The sequence below is a fragment of the Bacillus sp. FSL K6-0268 genome (genome assembly GCF_038005425.1).
GTDB classification, from domain to species: domain Bacteria; phylum Bacillota; class Bacilli; order Bacillales; family Bacillaceae_G; genus Bacillus_A; species Bacillus_A thuringiensis_S.
Map to the genome: position 1 here is coordinate 5,889,926 of NZ_JBBOTF010000001.1, position 21,597 is coordinate 5,911,522.

Here is a 21,597-nt window from a genome sequence, read left to right on the forward strand (position 1 = left end):
ATATACTTTTAATGATTAAATTATATAATAAATATAGAAACGAAAATTTATGAGCAAGGAAGTTGAAAAATATGACATTAACAATGGGCTTTATTGGATTTGGAAAGTCAGCTAACCGCTATCACTTACCTTATGTAAACACACGTAATAATATAAAAATAAAAACGATTTTTGTACGTCAAATAAATGAAAAATTAGCGGCTCCATATAAGGAAAAAGGTGTTTACTTCACTACTGATTTGGATGAATTGTTGAATGACAAAGAAATTCAAGTGGTGACGGTCTGTACGCCAGCACATACGCATTACGAATTAGCGAAAAAAGTTATACTTGCTGGAAAGTCAGTTATCGTTGAAAAACCATTTTGCGATACAGTGGAACATGCGAAAGAATTATTAGCTTTAGGACGAGAAAAAGGTGTAGTAGTTATGCCTTATCAAAACCGCCGTTTTGATGGTGATTTTTTAGCTGTGAAGCAAGTAGTTGAACAAGGATTCCTTGGTGATATTATTGAGATTGAATCACATATTGATTATTTCCGTCCTGGTTCAATCACTCATGAAGCTCCAAAAGAAGAAGGTTCATTTTATAGTTTAGGTATTCATACGATGGACCGCATGATTTCACTATTCGGCCGTCCAGATACGGTGACATACGATATTCGTAATAATGAAATGGAAGGTGCGGTTGATAATTATTTCGATGTTGGTTTACATTACGGAAATCAGTTGAAGATTAAGCTGAAAACGAACCATGTCGTAGCAAAAGATTATCCACGCTTTATCGTCCATGGAACAAATGGATCATTTATTAAATATGGTGAAGATCAGCAGGAAAATGATTTGAAAGCGGGGATTATGCCTGAGAGTGCAGGGTTTGGTGAAGATTCACCGATGTACTATGGAGTTGCTAAATATCGTAATGCAAATGGTGACTGGATTGAAAAACAAATTAAAACGCCGCTTGGTGATTACGGTCGTTTCTATGATTCCGCGTATGAAACAATTATAAATGGTGCACCAAAACTTGTGAAAGACGAAGAAGCGGTAACGAATATTGAAATCTTAGAAAATGGATTTGCTGCCCCATCACCTTCAGTTTACAAACTTGAGGCTTTACATTTGAATGAATAGAAGAGAGTTTGCAGTATAAAGGAGGTATGAAAATGGCAAGCGGATCAACACAAGTAAAATACCTCGGCATTTATCAAAAGATTAAACAGCAAATTTTAGACGGTGAATATAAAATCAACGAAAAAATTCCGAGTAGCCCCGTCCTTGCTGAAGAATTTGGTGTTTCAGCCCTTACTATTAAGAAAGCGCTGGATCTATTAGTTAGAGATGGCTACATCATCCGCCGGCGCGGAAGCGGAACAGTGGTGCAAGATTGGCGTCAACAGGAAAAGGCACGAATGATTCAAACTTTAACGGGTACGAAAGCTGTATACGGCAGTGAGGTAGAAAGTAAAATTATCGAGTTTGCGATTGTTGGGGCTGATGAAGTAGTTGCTGAGAAATTGGGAGTTTCAATCGGTGATTTCGTCTATAAAATCATTCGCCTCCGCATCATTCACAGCATTCCGACGATTATGGAGCATACATGGATGCCAATTTCGGTTATCCCAGGTGTTGAGGCTTCTGTTTTAGAGGAGTCGATATACTCACATATTCAAAATAAACTTGGCCTTGAAGTAGGGACATCTGTTGTCAGGGTTAAAGGAATTCGCCCAGATGATAGGGAAAAGCAGTTTATGAACTTAACAAATCAGGATTTCCTAATGCGAGTTGAACAAGTAGCTTACTTAACGGATGGACGAACTTTTGAATATTCTTATGCAGATCATCTACCAGAAACCTTTGAGTTTGAAACAGTCATTACGGCAAAAAATTATAAAGAGACATAAAAAACGGTTGAGGCAAGTATTGTCTCAACCGTTTTTTTATCTTGGATAGAATTTACACATATAGTAGGAGCAGTTATTATTCATCGGCTGTAATCAGCATGGATGTGTTCCCGGTTTTTTCAAGATGAACTTCTCCCCAGGAACAGAGGGAATCGAGTATAGCTCCTAAAGACGAACCGTAATCGGTTAAAGAGTACTCTACTTTCGGTGGTACTTGGTCATATATTTTCCTTTGGATTACACCATCTTCTTCTAGTTCCCGTAATTGTTGCGTTAACATTTTTTGCGTAATACCAGGCATTAATCGTTTTAATTCACTCGTTCTTTTTGTCCCTTTTTTTAAATGACAAAGGATAACAACTTTCCACTTTCCGCCAATAACTTCTAAAGTCGCCTCTACAGGAATATTGTATGTTTTCATAAAAAAACTCCTTTGATGAATTTAGATTATAGTTTTGAGCCTAAATACGTTGTAATACTAAAATTATTTCTTTTTAGTGCCGATAACACTTTAAAGTACGTACTATTTATTGTGCGAAATGTCGTTCATAATAACTGATGTAAGAGAGAAGTAAGCAGAACTGCACTTTAAAGTGTATATATTACTTTTTAGTACCTATAACACTTTAAAGTACGTACTTTTTATTATGTTAAATATATTCCATAATAGCACTTGTAAGCAAGAAATGAATAAAATGTGCTTTGAAGTGCATTTGAGATTGGTTAGCTGTAATACTATGGGGACATTCATACAAAAGAAAACGATTTGTTGCGTTACAATAATTAATCCAAGACTTAACAGTTGATTAATCGAACTGTAAAGTTTAAAATTACAGTAAGATTTTTAGAAGTGAGTTGTCATCGTCTGTAAAATGTAGTTTCAACAATGTTATAGAAGAAGCATTTTGAAAAGAAATGAATAGTAGAGATAAACGAAACATTACGTGAATTTGATTCTAAACTGTAATTTTTTTTAATACATTTCAATAACCGATATGTAAAATGTACGTTTGATAAAAAACATTAAAGGAGTGAGTTAAATATGGTAATTCTGTATACAACAGCAAGCTGTGCTTCATGCCGAAAAGCGAAAGCATGGCTTGAAGAGCATCAAATTGATTATATTGAAAAAAACATCGTATCAAATTCTATGACAGTTGATGAGCTTAAAGCAATTCTTCGTTTAACTGAAGAGGGGGCTAATGAAATTATTTCAACTAGATCCAAAACTTTTCAGGACTTAAATATAAATATTGAGGAGCTTTCGCTTAATGAATTTTATAAATTAATAATCGAGTATCCACTAATGTTGCGTCGCCCAATTATGCTGGATGAGAAAAGATTACAGATTGGTTTTAATGATGAAGAAATTCGCAAGTTTTTACCACGTAGCGTTCGAACATTTTTAAACATTGAACTGCAAAAATTGGCCAATTAATAAGTAATATTTTTTAGAAAAAGTTTTTTGAAAGGAGGAAGCAGAAGATGATTGAAGTATGTGTTACAGTTAATTATAATGATAGAAATTATCAAACAAATGTTATTGTGAGTAAAGATACGATTTGGACAAAAATTAAACAACTGGCAGAAGAACAAGTGAAGAAACAGTGGAGTGTTTAATTTTATTTTCAACTTAAAAAGCTAAATGAAGTTATCGGATATAGGCCAGACCGGATAGAATATAAAGGAATTAATTTTTTATGGTAAGAAGTATTCTATATGTTTTAACGTTCTAACCTATCTGTAATATTTATGGCTACAGTATGTTAATATATGAGAAACAATATTTTTAATCGTAGGAGGAAAACAATGAACAGCGACTTTACCTTGGCCATTCACAGTTTAACTTATTTAGCTTTACAGCCAGACCGGATGTCAACAAGTAATGCTATTTCAGAAAGTGCAGGTGTACATCCAGTACGTATTCGTAAAGTACTAAGTTTGTTAAAAAAACATAAGTTTATACAATCAAAAGAGGGAACTGGTGGAGGCTTTATTTTCGCTCGCGATTTAGGTGAAGTTAATCTTTGGCATATTTATCAGATAACCTCTGAAGGTGCTTTGCAGCCGAAGTGTCCGGAATCAAACGATCAGTGTGTTGTAGGTTCGAACATGCGAAAAGTTCTTTTTGCTATTTTCTTAGGTGCTGAAGAACATCTAGGTGAATACTTAAAGAATTATACAATGAAAGAAGTTGTTGACCTTATTAATCAAGAGCGTTAAGCGGCTTAATTATTATATAGCCGTGAGTTCTTAACACATAAATGTAATGAAAAATATTACAGTTAAATTTATTTTTTTATGTTGTTTATCGTCACTAAAAATAATTTGTAGGAAGGTGAAAGAGTATGATGTCAAAGCATAATCCTGTTTTAAAAGTAGGCGATTGGGTTCGAGGAATATCAGTAGAGGGTGAATTAATACTTGGTTATATTGAATCATTTGATAATGTAGGGGAAGTAGTTAAGGTTAATGTTGTGAAATGTGACAACAGAGATACAATAAATAAAACAATGTCCTTTTTAAGTAAACATGTAAAAAAACTCCCTGAATCAAAGGCAATAAATAAGGAACAAATTCTTTACCTTATAGACCTTGCATTATTAACAGGAGACGAAGAATGGTTTATCGGACTTTCTTCAAAATTAAACTCGATAAACGAGCTAGTTAATGGGGGAGTTTAATTTTTTAGCTTATACCCTAATCAATAATATCCTTTCTTTTGTTGCATCTTAATAAAAGAGGGGATGGATGTTATGAAAATAAGATTAACAATGGTTAGCATCATATGTCTGTTTATTTTTTTATTACCCTGCATTTCTGCTCAAGCAATTGTAAAAAAGGAAAATGATATAAACAGAAATTTTGGCATAGATTTAACTGGTTATAAACTTTATTCGTTTGGTGAATTTAACCAATTAGATTATAAGATAACACCACTTACTCAGTTGTTTTTAGGAATAGTCCAAACAGAAGGTGAGTGGATTAATGAACCACGATTATATATTAAGGGAAATAAAGGTTATTTTCATCTTTTGAAAGCGGACGGTACGAATGTTCTTTATACCGTTGAAAAGAGCGGGGATTTTTGGAGAATTATAGATGTAAAAAGAAAGAAAATCAGCAGAATAACTGTATCAAAACAGCTTTTAAAAGAAGTAGTAATTGAGCTCTTATTGGAGCCAATAAGTAAAGAGGTTGAAAACTATTATAAGGAACCAAAACTTTGGTATCGAGGTTCTGAAAAAATACTTGAAATAAAAAAAGATACAACAAACTATACTTTTTATGTAACTGTTCAAATTCAAACTTTTGAGGGTGCACACAACCCGCCTTATGGAGAGGACACAATTACTTTTCGCATAAAAGGAAATGATCTAAAAACGATTCATTATAAACATAGAGATATTCCTGAAGAAGAGTCGAACAAACTACAATTAAGATAACATTGAAGTGATTTGTTTGTGCATCCTTGATAATGATAATTATGTAAATGAGCTGTCCATATGGGGCAGCTTTTTTGTTTTTTTACTCAGTGTATCTTTTTAAAATGTATATGAATTCAATATTAATAATATATATCCTAAAATTTGGTTTTTTTATTTTGGAATTTTTTCTTTTTACCTACATTAATTATTTATTAGAATATCTTTTATGTTTAAAATGAAATTTTTTGATAAAGGGGATATAAGTATCTTTATAATGAGTAACCTAGAAAAACAATGTATTATTGTATTTTTTTACTAACTAATTCAGCTTTAAGCGATAAAAACAATGGCTACATGCTAACTGTAAAATATTATCCATATAAAATTATTCCACTTTAATATTTCTGAAAATATAAAAATATTAATTTTATAAATATACACGTTATAATGAGGGCGTCGAGAGAAATTTTATTATCTCTGGAGAAAATATAAAAAATGCGATTACTAGTAAGAAAGGTGTGTGATTAGAGGCGAAATGTATGTAAAGTGCTTCAGTGGCTTGTGTAAGCAATATCATCAGTGCTGCCGAAGTTATTAAAGTAATGTATAGAATTGAGAAAGAAATGCCTCGCAAATTAAGAGAGGCCGGTTTAGCTAAAATTACTGTTAAAAGTAAAAAAAGAGAAACCATTAAAGTAATACACTGTTATTAGAAATGTTGCAACGTATTTATGAAGTCTATTCTATATTGTTCTCTTAAGGGGTCTTTATATAAAGAGCGGATATTATGAGTAAACTTTTTTGTGAACGCTAACAATTATATTAGGACGCTAACTAGCGAATGTTTCAATTTGGTTTCATTATGATGAAGGACATACAATGTGGGGCAACTTGTAAGGAATTCATTTTCCGAAAGGGAATATTTGTTAGCAGCAAAGAGAGATGTAGAAATAGATACAAGGGGGAGTTATTATATGAACGGGAATACTGCAAAGAAAATAGAAGTTCAAGCTGAAAATACCGCACTAAAAAATGAGCAATATGCAGATCCGAAAAAGTGGCATAAGCAGGATACTACATGGGCACTCAGTCTATTTGGAACTGCAATTGGAGCAGGGGTGCTCTTTTTACCGATTAATGCAGGTTCAGGTGGTTTATTATCTTTACTACTAATTACATTACTTGCATATCCAGTTATGTACTACTCACATAGGGCGCTTGCTAAAATGATATACGCTTCTAATTCTGCTGATGAGGGGATCACAGGTACAATTAGAGAGTATTTCGGAAATAAAGCGAGTATCATTTTTAACATCGTATATTTCAGTTCAATTTATACAATCGTACTAATGTATTCGGTTGCGCTTACAAATACTGCAAGTAGTTTTATCGTGCATCAATTGCACATGCCAGAGCCTCCAAGGGCTATTTTATCACTTGTATTAGTTCTTGGTCTTATCGCTATACTGAATTTTGGTCAAGATATCACTGTAAAGATCATGAGTATGCTAGTGTATCCTTTCATAGCTTCTCTACTGTTTATCGCAATATCTTTAATTCCACAGTGGAATACGTCAATGCTTAGCTTTTCAGCTGTTTCTACTGCTTCAACAGGAACAGGATATTTGGGAACGATACTGTTGATTCTACCAATCATCGTATTCTCATTTAATCATTCACCTATGATTTCATCATTTGTTGTGAAACAGAGAGCTACGTATGGAATCGAAGCCACTGATGCTAAATGTGCGCAAATACAAAAGGTTTGTTATATCATGACATTCGTTGTAGTTATGTTCTTCGTTTGGAGTAGTGCACTGAGCTTAACTCCAGAGGATTTAAAAATGGCAAAAGAGCAAAACTTATCAATCCTTTCATATCTTGCGAATGAACTTAATTCACCTGTAATCACGATTGCAGCTCCAATTATTGCTTTTGTGGCTATTACAAAGTCTTTCCTTGGCCATTATATCGGAGCATTTGAAGTAATGCGTGACATGATTATTAAGTTCGGTAAATCACGTGGAAAAGATATTGAAGAAAAAACAATTAAGACAATCGTCCTTACTTTTGTTGTATTATCATGTTGGTTTGTTGCTTATACAAATCCAAGTATTCTTGGACTTATTGATTCTCTAAGCGGTCCTTTAGTTGCTGCTATCTTATGTCTATTACCGATGTATGCGATTCAAAAAGTGCCAGTACTAGCTAAATACAAAGGGAAAATGAGCAACGTATTTGTTATTATTGTAGGTGTACTTACTGTCTTAGCAAGTATTAAGTCATTATTCTAATTCACTATTATTGGTATTAGTGTAAAAATAGTTAACATGAAAAACTTTTTGGACAAACTTCTCACATTGGAGAGTTTGTCCTTTTTTAGTCATTCTATCAACTTGCCGACAAACAAGCCACCTTCCAGGCAGAAGGTGGCTTGTTTCGGTATTAATTTATTTTAACTATTCATGTCTGAATGGCCCTTTTGGAGCAATTAGCTCTAAATTAGTACCATCTGGATCGGGGAAGTAGGCAACTCCTGTACCAAATCCAGATTTCTAGCCGTCTTCTTGAAAGATAATTGGTTCGTCATATGGTGCTATCCTATGCCCATCAAGCTAACAAAATGGATTGCCTCTGAAACAAAAAATGATTTTTATTACTATAAAAAACGTAAAGTATCTGTTTTTAGAAAAAAATAATTTTTATAAATTGATGGAGATATAACTCAATTCTTTTATATATTTAGTTAAATATGATTGTCAGAATGAACTTAAAGTAATTATGATTTCTAGAAATACGAACTGATGTTTTGAATTGGTTTAAAGTTGCTGGAACAAAATAAAACCAATTGAGCAAAAAAACTTGCAAAAATAAAAAGAGAGATGTATATTAATTGATGTATCAATAATTGATACATCAATTAATATTTTGACAAGAAAGAAAAGGAACATTTTATGAAGGAAATGTTCGTAAATATCAGTGGAGAAGAACGCAAAATACTTATTCATGTTCTATTACAGATACAAAAAAATGTAGAGAATATTAAAGAATAGAGAGTGTAGGGGGCAGAATAGTGTGGAAATAATCGCAGCTATTTTAGTCGGGATCGTAGCATTAGAACATTTGTTTATCATGATCCTTGAAATGTTTTTTATTGATTCAAAAGTAGCGAAACGTGCTTTCAAATTACCGAAGCATTTAGAAGGAGATCGAAACGTAGCCATTATGTTTGCAAACCAAGGTTTATATAATGGATTTTTAGCGGCTGGTCTCATTTGGGGACTTGTACTTGGGCTCAATCCAATTGGTTATATGGTCCAATTATTTTTCGTGATTTGTGTGGTGATAGCAGCTATTTTCGGAGGTTTCACATCTAATAAATCAATTATTGTGAAACAAGGACTTCCAGCTGTTTTAGCACTAGTTGCTCTTTTATGTATGATATAGAATCAAAGTTTCTCAATAAAAGAACTCATTTTTGAAAAAATACGCTATTCTTTCTTTAGAATTATAGGAAAGGATAGCGTTTTTGTATGTCTATTTCTATATGTAGTGAATTACAACTATTCCTTCAAGGGATTCAACTGCTTTTCAGCTTTTGGATATATTTTCATCCATCTTTGTTTCCTCCTATTGTTGGATAGTGTAATAATTGATAAAAATTTTGATGAAATTGGATTATAATGATTGATCAAAAAAGCTAGTGATTAAAAATATTATTCTTTAGTACATACATTTTTAAGATGTTAAATATATTTCATAATAGTCTCTGTAAGATAAGGGTAACTAGAATAGTACTTTTTATAACTTTGAATATCATTCATAATAGCACCAGTAAGAAGAAAACAAGCTTTACGGTACTAGTCACCAAAGATGTTACAGTAGTTTATTTAGAATCAGATTGATTGAAAGGTTGTACTATATGGCCTAATAATTTCGAAAAAATGTCGGTGTGGCATAAAACAATTATGGAGGTTAAAGATATGAGTACTTCAAATTTGAATGAAATAAGTAAACGAATTTTAATAGAGGAGGAAACACTTCAATTTTCCTCTTTTACAAATGAAGATGCACTGCAACTAGGTTTATTTATCGTTGAAACAGCGAAGAAAGAGGGGAAATTGATTGCTGTTGATATAACGAAAAACAGTGTGCAATTGTTTCATTTCAAAATGACAGGGACAAATGAGGAAAATACGAAATGGATTGAGCGTAAAAAACGAGTCGTTTCTCTGCATGATCATAGCTCGTATTATATGCAGATACAAAGTGAAATAACTGGAATCTCATATAATGAAAAATATCTTTTAGATACTTCGGAATATGCTGCGTTTGGTGGCTGCTTTCCTATCAGAATAAAAGACGTAGGGGTTATTGGAATGATAACAGTTTCGGGATTACCACCAGAAGAAGATCACGAATTGGTTATAAGAGCAGTTAAGAATCATCTGAAGCAATAATAAAAAGGCCAAAACGAACAAGAATATGTTCATTTTGGCCTTTTTATTATTCATTTCATGTAATGAACATAGATCTAATCTTTTTCTAATAAATACATGAGTACTAAAAGATATTAGGGAATGAAGAATCTTTAATCCGAGACACTTTTCTTGACTATGATAATTTATGTAGTTAATATGATAGATATAAAATAACTTAATTACTTTTAATAATTAAATTATTTTATATAAGTTATAGTAATTAAGTAGTATGTGGTAAAAATGCTTTGAATTGCCACTATTAATATTGGGGACAATGAGAAAGCGACAAATATAAAAAATTTGAAGTTAAGAAGCAAGAGTGAATCAACAATGATAGTAGCTTCTGTACAATGCATTTTTACTATAGTGACAATGACTATACATCACGAGGGGGACTGAACTTGGAATCAATGACCTTTGTTTTATTTGGAGCGACAGGGGACTTAGCAAAACGCAAAATTTACCCCGCGCTATATAACTTATATAGAGATCAAAAGCTTCCAAAGCAAATATCTGTTATCGGGCTTGGAAGACGTGAAGTGTCTCATATAGATTTTCAAAAAAGAATAAAAGAATCAATAGAGACGTTTTCTCGTCAGAGGGAAGAAGGTACTCCGGAACTCGAAGGTTTTTTAGATAATTTTCGCTATTGTCCATTAGATGTGAGTAAACCGGAAGACTATGAGAGGTTATTACAAGTCGTTCGTGAAAGGGAAGAGGAACTACATATAAAAGGTAATAGAATGTTCTATCTTTCAGTTGCTCCTGAATTTTTCGAGACCATTGCTTTAAATATTAAGGAAAGCGGACTTGATAAAACAGATGGATGGAAACGCCTGATGATTGAGAAACCGTTTGGGCACGACCTTACATCTGCTCGTGAGCTTAATGATAAGCTTAGTCGCACGTTTGAAGAAGACGAGATATACCGTATTGATCACTATTTAGGTAAACCGATGATTCAAAACCTTGAAGCACTAGAATTTGCAAATCCTGTTCTCCAATCGATTTGGAACAAAGAACATATAGCAAATGTACAAATTACAGCTAGTGAAACAGTTGGGGTTGAAGAAAGAGCCGGATATTATGATCATGCAGGAGCCATTCGAGATATGGTTCAAAATCATATGTTACAAATATTAATGATGACTGCTATGAATCTGCCGGAAAAGGTTAATGCGTGTGAAATTCGAGAGGAAAAACGAAAAGTAATGGAGACGCTTCGTAAAGTGAAAAAAGAAGACGTTCAAAGCCATATCATTCGCGGTCAATACTCTTCAGGAGAGATAAAAGGCGGGCAAGTTGTAGCGTATAAAGAGGAGCCAGGAGTAAATCCTTCTTCTAACATAGACACATTTGTTGCTGCTCGTTTGTGGATCGATAATCCATTTTGGACTGGCGTTCCCTTCTATATACGAACAGGAAAACGAATGAAAGAAAAGTCTACTCGTATTGTAATTGAATTTAAAAATACGTTAAAACAGCAATATCAAGATAATAATCCAAATGCAGCACCTAACTTATTAATAATTGAAATTAGCCCAGGTGAGAATGTTTCATTACAGTTAAATAGTAAAAATCCATTGAAAAATGGAGAGATTGAACCGATGCGTATTAACTTTACTTGCGAGCAAGTGGATGTGGGAGTACCTGAAGCGTATGAAAGACTCATTCATGATGCGGTGAGTGGAGACGCTACATTCTTTGCACATTGGAGAGAAGTTGAATTGTCATGGGAATGGGTACAACCAATTCTTGAAGCGTTCGAGGAAAACTTATTACCGCTTCATGAATATGAGTCTGGTTCATATGGTCCAGAAGCGTCTAATGAACTGTTGCAAGAAAGTGGATTTAAATGGTGGTTAGATCAAGAGACGGAAAAATAAGTACTTTCTTTCATGAAAGCATTTAGGGGGACGATTACTATGGCACAAAACATAAATCAATTAGCAGTGAATACACTTCGTACGTTATCGATTGATGCTATTAATGCGGCAAACTCAGGTCATCCAGGTCTTCCGATGGGAGCAGCACCAATGGCTTATGCATTATGGGCGAATCATTTAAATTACAATCCTAATCACCCAGAATGGCTTAACCGTGATCGTTTCGTTTTATCGGCAGGACATGGATCTAGTCTGTTATATAGCCTACTTCATTTAGCTGGATATGACGTTTCAATTGATGACTTGAAAAACTTCAGAAAGTTAAATAGTAAAACACCAGGACATCCTGAGTTTGGGCATACTCCTGGAGTTGAAGCGACTACAGGCCCGTTAGGACAAGGGATTGCTAATGCTGTCGGAATGGCAATGGCAGAAGCTCATTTAGCAGCGAAGTTTAATAAGGATGGTCACTCTATTATAGATCACAATACGTATGCTTTAGTCGGAGATGGTGACTTAATGGAGGGTGTCGCTTATGAAGCGATGTCAATGGCAGGACATATGAAACTTGGCAAGTTAATTGTACTGTATGATTCAAATGAAATTTCACTTGATGGTGAATTAGGCATTGCTTTCTCTGAAGATATTCAGAAAAGGGCAGAATCTGTACATTGGCAATATGTAAGAGTTGAAGATGGAACCGATGTCGATGCTATTACAAAAGCCATTACATTAGCGAAAGAAAATACGGATCAACCTACTCTTATAGAAATTAGAACCATTATAGGTTATGGAAGTCCAAAAGTTGCTGGAACGAATAAAGCACATGGTAATCCGCTTGGAGTAGAAGAAGCGACAGCGACAAAACAAGTGTATGGTTGGCACTATGAGGAAGACTTCTTTGTGCCTGAAGAAGTAACAGCTCATTTTAATGAACTGAAACAAAAAGGTATTGAAAAAGAGAACGAATGGAATGAGCAATTTAACGTATACAGAGAGTCAAACCCTGCACTAGCAGATGAATTAGAAAAAGCGATTACAGGTGAGGTTTTAATTGAAGCGAAAGACATTCTATCTTTTGATACTGAAAAAACAATTTCCACTCGTGTTGCAAGTGGGGAAGCTATTAATCATTATGTGAAATCGATTCCTTCTATTTTCGGTGGAAGTGCGGATCTTTCTCATTCTACGATGACAGATATAAAAGGTGAAGCAGTATATGCAGTAGAATCATATGCTGGACGAAATATATACTTCGGTGTACGTGAACATGCAATGGGCGCGGCAGCGAATGGACTGGCTCTCCATGGAGGAGTAAAACCTTTCGTAAGTACATTCTTTGTATTTAATGATTACCTTCGTCCATCGATTCGACTGGCTGCACTGCAAAAGTTACCTGTTACTTACGTATTTACACATGATTCGATTGCTGTAGGAGAAGATGGTCCAACGCATGAACCAATTGAACAATTGGCAGCGCTTCGAGCAATTCCTGGTCTAACAGTTATCCGTCCGTCAGATGCAAATGAAACAGCAAGTGCTTGGGCGTATGCTTTACAGCAAACGGATGGTCCAGTCGTTTTAGTACTGAGCCGTCAAAATTTACCGGTGTTTAATGAAACGAAAGCGAACATAGAGAATCTCTCTAAAGGAGCTTACGTATTAACACAAACAAATGAAAATCCGGATGTAATTTTAATTGCGACAGGTTCTGAAGTATCCTTAGCTGCTAGTGCGAAAGCAAAATTAGAAGAAGAACAAGTTTCTGTTCGCATCGTTGCAATGCCGAGCTGGGAGTTATTCGATCGCCAATCGAACGAATATAAAGAATCCGTTCTTCCGTCTTCTGTAACGAAACGAGTATCTCTTGAGATGGGTGTATCTCTAGGTTGGGAACGTTATGTAGGACAAGAAGGAAAAGTACTATCAATTGAAACATTTGGAGCTTCAGGAACTGGAGCTGAAGTCATGAATCTATTTGGATTTACGACAGAAAATGTTGTTCAAATTACAAAAAATGTGTTGAATTCTTAAGCTATGACTGTGAATACCTTTCTGTACATACTAACATTTCAGTGCTGAAAGGTATTCCAGATTGTAGTGATATGGATTTTTAATAAAAGATGATTTGAGGAGGAATTATATTATGCAAGTAGGATTAATTGGGTTAGGTAAAATGGGATTAAATTTAGGGAAAAATTTAATGGATCATAAACATGAAGTAGTAGCATTTGATTTAAATACGAGCGCAGTAGAAGAAATGAAAGAGTACGGGGCAACGGGTACATCTAGTTTAAGTGAACTTGTTCAGTCATTACAATCACCAAGAATTCTTTGGGTAATGGTACCACACGCTGTTGTTGATTCTGTTATTGATGAGGTTACACCACTTTTATCAAAAGGAGATATTTTAATTGAAGCTGGTAATTCACATTATAAAGAGTCTATCCGCCGATATGAGCAATTAAAGAAAGATGGCATTCACTTTATGGATGCAGGAACTTCTGGCGGAATGGAAGGCGCTCGTAATGGTGCTTGTTACATGATCGGAGGAGATCAAGAAGCTTGGGACATCGTTGAACCTATCTTCCGCGATACTGCTGTAGAAAATGGATTCTTATATGCTGGAAAAGCTGGTAGTGGTCACTTCTTAAAAATGGTTCATAACGGAATTGAATACGGTATGATGGCTGCTATTGGTGAAGGATTTGAGATTCTAGAGAAAAGTGAATTTGACTACGATTATGAAAAAGTATCAAGAGTATGGAACAACGGTTCAGTCATTCGTTCTTGGTTAATGGAATTAACAGAAAATGCATTTTCTAAAGATGCAAAATTGGATGAGATTAAGGGTGTTATGCATTCTTCTGGTGAAGGAAAATGGACAGTAGAAACAGCATTAGACCTTCAAACAGCAACTCCTGTTATCGCAATGTCTCTATTAATGCGCTACCGCTCATTAGACAATGATACATTTACAGGAAAAGTTGTAGCAGCTCTGCGCAATGAATTTGGCGGACATGCAGTAGAAAAGAAATAAAGTGAAACTTTAATAAGTAGGGGCTTCATTCCACACCAATCGGGCTTTTACGGGATAAGCATATTAAACATGTAACTCATCAACGTTTAAAAACTGGAGGGAATTAATCATGAAATTTTTTATTGATACTGCAAATCTTGAGGATATAAAAAAAGCATATAAACTTGGAGTTTTAGCTGGTGTTACAACGAATCCTTCTTTAGTAGCAAAAGAGGGCATTAAATTTGAAGACCGTATTGCAGAAATTTGTCAGGCAGTTCCTAAAGTTGAATCTGTTTCGGCAGAAGTAACGCCAGATGCTGTTACAGCTGAAGAGATGATCGCCCAAGCAGAAGAACTGATTAAAATTAACGGTGGCGATGAAAAAGTTACAATTAAACTTCCGATGACGTTAGCTGGATTAGAAGCTTGTCGCTACCTTACTGAAAAAGGTGTGAAAACGAATGTTACACTTATTTTCACGGTGAACCAAGCACTTTTAGCTGCTCGAGCAGGTGCAACGTACGTTTCTCCATTTTTAGGACGCTTAGATGATATTTCTGAAGATGGCGTATTATTAGTTGCTAAAATTGCTGAATTATTCGATGTTCATCAACTAGATACACAAATTATTGCGGCTTCTGTTAGACATCCAGATCATGTAACTCGTGTAGCGATGGCAGGTGCTCACATTGCAACAATTCCTTATAAAGTAATTGAACAACTTGCTATGCACCCATTAACAGACCAAGGTATTGAGAAATTTGCTGCTGATTGGGCGAAAGCGCCTAAATTATAATGAAGTGAAATGTTCACTAATTGCTTTTTTACGAGAGGGTCAATCTCTATGTGACTTCATCCTATAAACTTAATCTTGATTTTGACATCTTATTACGTGAAAACAGCAATATCATATAGAAACGATTCATTTTCAAATTAGTACAATAGATATGAAAAGGCCCCCTTATGAGAGTAAAGTTAGTTAGCACGTAATTCTCATAAGGGAGAGTCTTTTTTCGTATAAACCATGGTGCTCCCAAGTATGTATGCATAATTAGTAAAGAATTGAGAGTGTTCTTTTTTAATGGTATATTCTGAAAGGGGTTACATAGTGAGATCGAAATATATGATCGGTGTAGATATTGGGACAACTAGTACAAAATCGGTTTTGTTTTCAATTGATGGATCTGTTATTGCAAGTCATGGAATTGAATATCCTTTATATTCTCCTACGCCTGAAATAGCAGAACAAGATCCAGAAGAAATCTTTCAAGCGGTGATACATACGATTAAAGAAGTTGTGCAATCAAGTAATATACAAGCGGTTGATATTCTCTGTGTTTCTTTCAGTTCGGCAATGCATAGCGTTATCGCTGTAGACGAAGATGGAAATCCGTTAACGAAATGTATCACGTGGGCAGATAATAGAAGTGCAAGCTGGGCGGAGAAAATAAAGAATGATATGAATGGTCATGAAATTTATTTACGTACTGGGACACCTATTCATCCGATGTCACCACTTTCGAAATTAGTTTGGTTACAGAATGAGCGGGTAGAATTGTTCGCAAGAAGTTATAAATTCATTTCTATTAAAGAATATGTTTTCTACAAGTTATATAAAGAATATGTAATTGATTATTCTATAGCATCAGCGACAGGGATGTTTAATTTGAAATCTTTAAAATGGGATGAAGAGGCTTTACATGTTGCGGGAATTACAGATGACAAGCTTTCTAAACTTGTTCCAACAACGCACAGTTTAACAGGATTAGATGAAGAGCTTGCCAAAGAGATGAATGTACTTGTTTCTACGCCTTTTGTAGTAGGAGCGAGTGATGGAGTACTATCTAATTTAGGTGTAAATGCAATAGACCCTGGCGTTGTGGCTGTTACAATTGGTACAAGCGGTGCGATACGTGCTGTAACAAATCGTCCTGTAACAGATCCAAAAGGTAGAATTTTTTGTTATGCGTTAACTGAAGACCATTGGGTAATCGGTGGTCCAGTTAATAACGGTGGTATGATTTTCAGATGGGCTCGTGACCAATTGGGCACTTCAGAGATTGAACTTGCGAAGCGTTTAGGAAAAGATCCATATGAAGTACTTACTGAAATAGCAGCAAATGTGAATCCTGGATCTGACGGTTTATTGTTTCATCCGTATTTAGCAGGGGAAAGAGCTCCTTTATGGAATGCAAATGCACGGGGATCTTTCTTTGGACTCGGATTGCATCATAAGAAAGAACATCTTATCCGTGCTGTTTTAGAAGGAGTAATTTATAATTTATATACCGTTCTTCTCGCTTTAAAAGAGCTAATTGGCGAACCAAAAAAAATTCAAGCGACAGGCGGTTTTGCAAGATCGGAACTTTGGAGACAGATGATGGCAGATATTTTCCATCAAGACGTATATGTTCCTGAAAGTTTCGAAAGCTCTTGCTTAGGTGCTGCAATCCTCGGTTTATATAGTTTAGGTGAAATAGATACATTATGCGTAGTTTCTGAAATGGTAGGGGCAGATTTTCATCATGGGCCAAACATGGAAAGTGTGGAAAAATATAAAGATTTAACACCAATCTATATTCGTCTGTCTCGTCAATTGGAAGAAGAATATGAAAGTATAGCAGCGTACCAAAAAAAGTGGGTTTAAAAGCTATTTATCAAGAAAATATGGTAACGTATAAAGAGGTACTCCGATTTTTTAGGATACTCTTTCAACATAAAATATTTTAAGAAGTATGATGAACGAAAAATATAGGGAGAGAGGGTTATAAAAATGAAGGATAACAAAGAGTTTATTGGATATGTTGGAACTTACACAAAAGAAAATAGTGAAGGAATATATAAGATTACTTTAGACACAGAAGCAAAAAAAATTAGTAATGTAACACTTGCCGCTAAGCTGGATAACCCTACATATGTAACGATTAACCGAAATAATGAGTATCTCTATTCCGTTGTTAAGGAAGGAGAATCTGGTGGTGTAGCTGCCTATTCAATTGATAGTAAAACTGGAGAGTTAAAGGCAGAAAACAGACAAGTAGTAGAAGGGGCTTCTCCTTGTCATGTGAGCGTTGATAGTGGGAATCATACGGTAGTTACAGCAAATTACCATAAAGGAACGATTGAGTCTTTTGAAATAAATGAAGAAAATGGAACTGTAAATCCTGCTTCATCTATTATGGCGCATGAAGGTTCAGGTCCAAATAAAGAAAGACAAGAAAAACCACATGCACATTACGCGGGATATACTCCTGATGAAAAATATGTGATAGGTGTTGATTTAGGAATTGATAAGTTAATTACGTATGAAATAAAAGATAGTACATTAACAGAAGTGAATAGTTTATCTGTAAATCCAGGGAGTGGTCCAAGACACATTACTTTTCATCCAAATGGAAAATACGCTTATGTAATGACGGAGCTTAGTTCAGAGGTTATTGCGCTAACATATAACTCGGAAGAAGGATCCTTTACAGAAGTACAGTATATTTCTACTCTTCCAGAACACTTTGATGAAAATAGTCAAGGAAGTGCTATCCATATTTCTTCTGACGGCCGTTTTGTATATGCAGGTAATCGTGGTCATAATAGTATCGCTATTTATAGCGTAGATCAAAATTCAGGTCAGCTTACATTTGTTGAACATACATCTACAGAAGGAAATTGGCCGAGGGACTTTGTATTAGATCCCACTGAAAAGTTTCTTGTTGCTACAAATGAAAAGTCACATAATCTTGTGCTATTTTCAAGAGATGAATCTACAGGAAAGTTAACACTTTTACAATCTGATGTTGCTGTGCCAGAGCCTGTTTGTGTGAAGTTTTTAAATGTTTAAGTTGTGTTCGATATAATTTCATATACTCAGAAAACAATAAAAAGCAAAGCGATATCGCTTTGCTTTTTATTGTTTCTTTTTCGGTCTACGTACTAATTCGCCGCCGCAGTTTGGACAAACGTTGTGTCTTTCTTCTGTACATGGTGCGCAAAATGTACATTCATATACACAAATGTATGCTTCAGAATCTTGTTCGAGCGATTGATCGCAAATTTGACAGTTTGTTTTCATTTGTAGTGCCATAATAAGTCTCCTTTTAGTTAGAAAATTTATAATTTAATTATAATTCATTAAATAAAAATAGTCCTTTTCAATTGAAAGGAAATCGAATGATAAAGTTATGAATTGAAACGAAAGATGCCGGTTTATTTTAAAATTGATTATTTATTACAGTTGGAATATTATGAAATAGTCAAAAGACAACAGGGGGTATAGATTTTGACTAATCATAATGATCATTTAAAAGCAAACTGCGAAAAATGCTTCGGTCTATGTTGCGTTGCATTACCGTTCGCAGCATCGGTAGATTTTGCAGTGAATAAAGATGGTGGTAAACCATGTTCCAACTTACAATCAGATTTTAAATGTAATATACATAAAAATCTTAGAGGAAAAGGTTATAAAGGTTGTACAGTATTTGAATGTTTCGGCGCTGGGCAGAAGATTTCTCAAGTTACATTTAACGGGGTTGATTGGCGGAAAGATGCTAAGCATGCGAGAAAAATGTATGATGCTTTTCCAGTTATGCATCAACTTCATGAAATGCTTTGGTATTTGAATGAAGCGATTCTTTTAAAGGCAACACAGCCAATTCATAAAGAGCTGAAGACCGCAATTGAGGAGACAGAGCGACTTTCGAATTTAAATCCAGATAAGTTAATGAAAATAAATGTTCCAGTGCATAGGGCAGAGGTAAACATTCTTCTTTTAGAAACGAGCGAATTAGTATGGAAGGAAATGAATACTGCGCGTAAGAAACGAATCATACACCGCGGTGCAGACCTTATGGGAGCAAATCTGAAAAAGAAAGATTTACAAGGTGCAAATTTAAGAGGAGCATATTTAATTGCGGCAAACTTAAATGGAGCAGACTTACGAGGGGCAGATCTCATCGGAGCAGATTTACGAGATGCAGATATTCGCGGGACTGATTTTACAAATAGTATTTTCCTGACGCAAGTTCAAGTTAATGCGGCTAGAGGGGACAAACATACGAAATTACCGAAATTATTGTCTCGTCCATCGCATTGGAGTGCGTAAAGAGTGAGGAGTATTTAGTGTGGATATATTTCAGTATTTAGAAGAGGTGCAAGAGGATGCCTTTTCGTTAGCAGTAGAGCAAATAGAAGCGAAGTATTATGATATTTGTTGCATGTTGGCGTCTACAGAATATGCAGAACGAATTAAAGCAATTGATTTAGAGTCATATAAGGAAAGTATTAGAGTAGGTTTGGATGCAGCTGTAGAAATGGCTACTAATGAAGAAGCAAAGGCGATTTATTTAGAGTATGATCTTGATAACGAGTGGAATAGTCAGTTTTATCCCGCATTAACGGGCAGTAAGACCCCCACCTCAAAATTCAGCGAAAGCAAAGAAGTTACGTGGGAAGTCAACTGCCCGTAAAAGCCCGATTGGTTCAACTAATAATCAGTGGGGATGAAGAACGCCCCCACTGATTAAAGTTTCACTTTATATTTGTGAGGAATATGTTTCAATGGAAGAAGAGGACGATAATTGGGCTTCAGAATGGACATATAATATTGAGGGGGCGGGGTCTGTAGAATTAGCGGATATGTATAATGAAAATGGCTTTGATACAAGTGAAAAAGCAATCAGTATAACTTTATATTTAATTGCTAAAACGCTGTGTAGTTTTATAAGTGTACGTAGTGAAGTGCAAAGTAATATACCGATTTGTATTGGTTTTCACGACCAAGATCCAATTATGCGAACAGGCAGAGACTAAGAATCTCTGCCTGTTTTGTTATTTCTTTTCAAAAGTAGTAATGAAAACGCTACATATAATGAGCATACCACCAATGAAAAAGTTACTATTTAATGTCTCATTTAATAAGAGCCAACCAAGTAATGATCCAACGATAGGTTGGAAGAAGAAAAATAAGGAACCAATGCTTGCATCCATTAAGTCTAATCCTTTATTCCAAAGGAAAAAGGCACCTGCTGTTGAGACGATTCCTAAGTATAATACGCCTAATATTACGTACGTATTTACTGTTCCGATAGAGGATGTTTGTAGTTCCCATATCATAAAAGGTGTAATAAAAAAGAGTGAAAAGAATATGGCATACGTTGTAATAACTAAGGATGAAAATTGGATTGAAGCGATTTTTACATAAATAGATAGTAAAGCCCACGTAATAGCGGCTCCAACTAAAATGATTGTTCCGATAAAATAGGAGCCGATTTCAATATCCCATCCGATTACGATAATGACACCGATTGTCGCTATTATAGTAGATAAAAGTCTACGAGCAGTTAGTTTTTCTTTCAAAATGAGCGCTGCAAATATAACCATAAATGCAGGTGTAGCTGATGTAACTAACGAGCCTGTATGAGCGTCGGATAATTTTGTTCCGATAAATTGGCATGTGATTGAAATGAAATAGCCGATAAATCCAATCCAAGCGAATAATAGCCAATCTTTTTTGCGAATGGTTGCTTTTTTCTTTTGCTTTTTCTCAGCTATTTTCAAAATGAAATACAAAACAACAAAAGCGATAATAAAGCGTAACCAAACGAGTGTCAGTGGTGGGATAAAATCGAGTATGTATTTGCTAACAACATACATACCACCCCATATACTTGCTGTTAGTGATAAATATATAGCTCCTAAAATTGTTTGTTTCATGTAAAGTACCTCCGTCTATTTTTAGGGTAATATGAGTTCCCTAAGACGAGGCGTAGTGTATGTGCTAAATGAATGCCCGTCTTAGTTTATAGACGGCCTACAGGCTGATCGTTTTCGAATGAAGTGTTGTAGTACATGAGTGCATTCCTCCTTCATATTTTATAATGATATT

20 protein-coding genes and 2 pseudogenes are annotated in these 21,597 nt (G+C 34.9%); 18 read left to right on the plus strand and 4 right to left on the minus strand.

The window, feature by feature from the left end; genetic code table 11:
- Positions 1–71 precede the first annotated feature (71 nt).
- Positions 72–1,133, plus strand: a complete 1,062-nt coding sequence (locus MHI28_RS30595) for an oxidoreductase (protein WP_000176645.1) — start codon at positions 72–74, stop codon at positions 1,131–1,133.
- Between the two features lie 32 nt (positions 1,134–1,165).
- Complete coding sequence (locus tag MHI28_RS30600; RefSeq protein ID WP_000146279.1) at positions 1,166–1,903, plus strand: GntR family transcriptional regulator; 738 nt, start codon at positions 1,166–1,168, stop codon at positions 1,901–1,903.
- Between the two features lie 76 nt (positions 1,904–1,979).
- On the opposite strand, the gene MHI28_RS30605 is transcribed toward MHI28_RS30600, so the two are convergent.
- Positions 1,980–2,324, minus strand: coding sequence for a winged helix-turn-helix transcriptional regulator (locus MHI28_RS30605; protein ID WP_000860826.1), 345 nt, complete (start codon positions 2,322–2,324; stop codon positions 1,980–1,982).
- 621 nt (positions 2,325–2,945) lie between these two features.
- On the opposite strand from MHI28_RS30605, the gene spxA reads away from it, so the two are divergent.
- The 6 genes from spxA (at position 2,946) to MHI28_RS30635 (ending at position 7,625) form a co-directional block, all read left to right on the plus strand.
- Positions 2,946–3,341: a transcriptional regulator SpxA gene (spxA, locus tag MHI28_RS30610; RefSeq protein WP_000236187.1), complete on the plus strand. Its 396-nt coding sequence runs from the start codon at positions 2,946–2,948 to the stop codon at positions 3,339–3,341.
- A gap of 47 nt (positions 3,342–3,388) precedes the next feature.
- Positions 3,389–3,523: a BA3454 family stress response protein gene (locus MHI28_RS30615; RefSeq protein ID WP_000573532.1), complete on the plus strand. Its 135-nt coding sequence runs from the start codon at positions 3,389–3,391 to the stop codon at positions 3,521–3,523.
- 189 nt (positions 3,524–3,712) lie between these two features.
- Entirely contained in the window at positions 3,713–4,126 is a 414-nt protein-coding gene (saiR, locus tag MHI28_RS30620; RefSeq protein WP_001083469.1) for an Rrf2-family transcriptional regulator SaiR, read from the plus strand.
- 128 nt (positions 4,127–4,254) lie between these two features.
- Positions 4,255–4,587 carry an IDEAL domain-containing protein gene (locus tag MHI28_RS30625; protein ID WP_033669682.1) on the plus strand — a complete coding sequence of 111 codons (333 nt, stop codon included), beginning with the start codon at positions 4,255–4,257 and terminating at the stop codon, positions 4,585–4,587.
- A gap of 72 nt (positions 4,588–4,659) precedes the next feature.
- Positions 4,660–5,349, plus strand: a complete 690-nt coding sequence (locus MHI28_RS30630; RefSeq protein WP_000702349.1) for a DUF3888 domain-containing protein — start codon at positions 4,660–4,662, stop codon at positions 5,347–5,349.
- A 956-nt stretch (positions 5,350–6,305) separates the two neighbouring features.
- Positions 6,306–7,625, plus strand: a complete 1,320-nt coding sequence (locus tag MHI28_RS30635) for an aromatic amino acid transport family protein (protein WP_001014174.1) — start codon at positions 6,306–6,308, stop codon at positions 7,623–7,625.
- Between the two features lie 165 nt (positions 7,626–7,790).
- Here the strand turns inward: MHI28_RS30635 and MHI28_RS30640 are convergent.
- Positions 7,791–7,919 (minus strand): annotated as a pseudogene (locus tag MHI28_RS30640) (VOC family protein); the annotation flags it as partial.
- A 487-nt stretch (positions 7,920–8,406) separates the two neighbouring features.
- Here MHI28_RS30640 and MHI28_RS30645 point away from each other — a divergent pair.
- From MHI28_RS30645 to MHI28_RS30680, 8 genes are all read left to right on the plus strand, one after another.
- The gene (locus tag MHI28_RS30645) at positions 8,407–8,778 is read left to right on the plus strand and encodes a DUF1304 domain-containing protein (protein ID WP_000402472.1); all 372 of its coding nucleotides are present in this window, start codon (positions 8,407–8,409) and stop codon (positions 8,776–8,778) included.
- Positions 8,779–9,275: 497 nt separating this feature from the next.
- On the plus strand, positions 9,276–9,791 hold the full coding sequence (locus MHI28_RS30650; protein WP_118961664.1) for a heme-degrading domain-containing protein: 516 nt from the start codon (positions 9,276–9,278) through the stop codon (positions 9,789–9,791).
- 422 nt (positions 9,792–10,213) lie between these two features.
- Positions 10,214–11,698 (plus strand): glucose-6-phosphate dehydrogenase, encoded by a 1,485-nt coding sequence (gene zwf, locus MHI28_RS30655; RefSeq protein WP_000445329.1) that lies wholly within the window; start codon positions 10,214–10,216, stop codon positions 11,696–11,698.
- A 39-nt stretch (positions 11,699–11,737) separates the two neighbouring features.
- Complete coding sequence (tkt, locus tag MHI28_RS30660) at positions 11,738–13,732, plus strand: transketolase (protein WP_340828436.1); 1,995 nt, start codon at positions 11,738–11,740, stop codon at positions 13,730–13,732.
- A 112-nt stretch (positions 13,733–13,844) separates the two neighbouring features.
- Positions 13,845–14,738, plus strand: a complete 894-nt coding sequence (gnd, locus tag MHI28_RS30665; RefSeq protein WP_001195925.1) for a phosphogluconate dehydrogenase (NAD(+)-dependent, decarboxylating) — start codon at positions 13,845–13,847, stop codon at positions 14,736–14,738.
- Positions 14,739–14,847: 109 nt separating this feature from the next.
- Positions 14,848–15,516, plus strand: a complete 669-nt coding sequence (fsa, locus tag MHI28_RS30670; protein ID WP_000667676.1) for a fructose-6-phosphate aldolase — start codon at positions 14,848–14,850, stop codon at positions 15,514–15,516.
- 327 nt (positions 15,517–15,843) lie between these two features.
- A complete protein-coding gene (gene gntK, locus MHI28_RS30675) occupies positions 15,844–17,367 on the plus strand; it encodes a gluconokinase (protein WP_003309728.1) in 1,524 nt (507 codons plus the stop codon).
- 126 nt (positions 17,368–17,493) lie between these two features.
- Positions 17,494–18,555 carry a lactonase family protein gene (locus MHI28_RS30680; RefSeq protein WP_000654322.1) on the plus strand — a complete coding sequence of 354 codons (1,062 nt, stop codon included), beginning with the start codon at positions 17,494–17,496 and terminating at the stop codon, positions 18,553–18,555.
- Positions 18,556–18,621: 66 nt separating this feature from the next.
- Here MHI28_RS30680 and MHI28_RS30685 read toward each other — a convergent pair whose 3' ends face one another.
- Positions 18,622–18,798, minus strand: coding sequence for a DUF1272 domain-containing protein (locus MHI28_RS30685; RefSeq protein ID WP_001207874.1), 177 nt, complete (start codon positions 18,796–18,798; stop codon positions 18,622–18,624).
- A gap of 195 nt (positions 18,799–18,993) precedes the next feature.
- Between MHI28_RS30685 and MHI28_RS30690 the strand changes: the two genes are divergently transcribed.
- The gene (locus MHI28_RS30690) at positions 18,994–19,815 is read left to right on the plus strand and encodes a pentapeptide repeat-containing protein (protein ID WP_000181420.1); all 822 of its coding nucleotides are present in this window, start codon (positions 18,994–18,996) and stop codon (positions 19,813–19,815) included.
- Positions 19,816–19,834: 19 nt separating this feature from the next.
- Positions 19,835–20,522 (plus strand): annotated as a pseudogene (locus tag MHI28_RS36215) (hypothetical protein).
- Between the two features lie 18 nt (positions 20,523–20,540).
- Here MHI28_RS36215 and MHI28_RS30705 read toward each other — a convergent pair.
- Positions 20,541–21,425: a DMT family transporter gene (locus MHI28_RS30705; protein ID WP_000814768.1), complete on the minus strand. Its 885-nt coding sequence runs from the start codon at positions 21,423–21,425 to the stop codon at positions 20,541–20,543.
- Between the last annotated feature and the right edge of the window lie 172 nt (positions 21,426–21,597).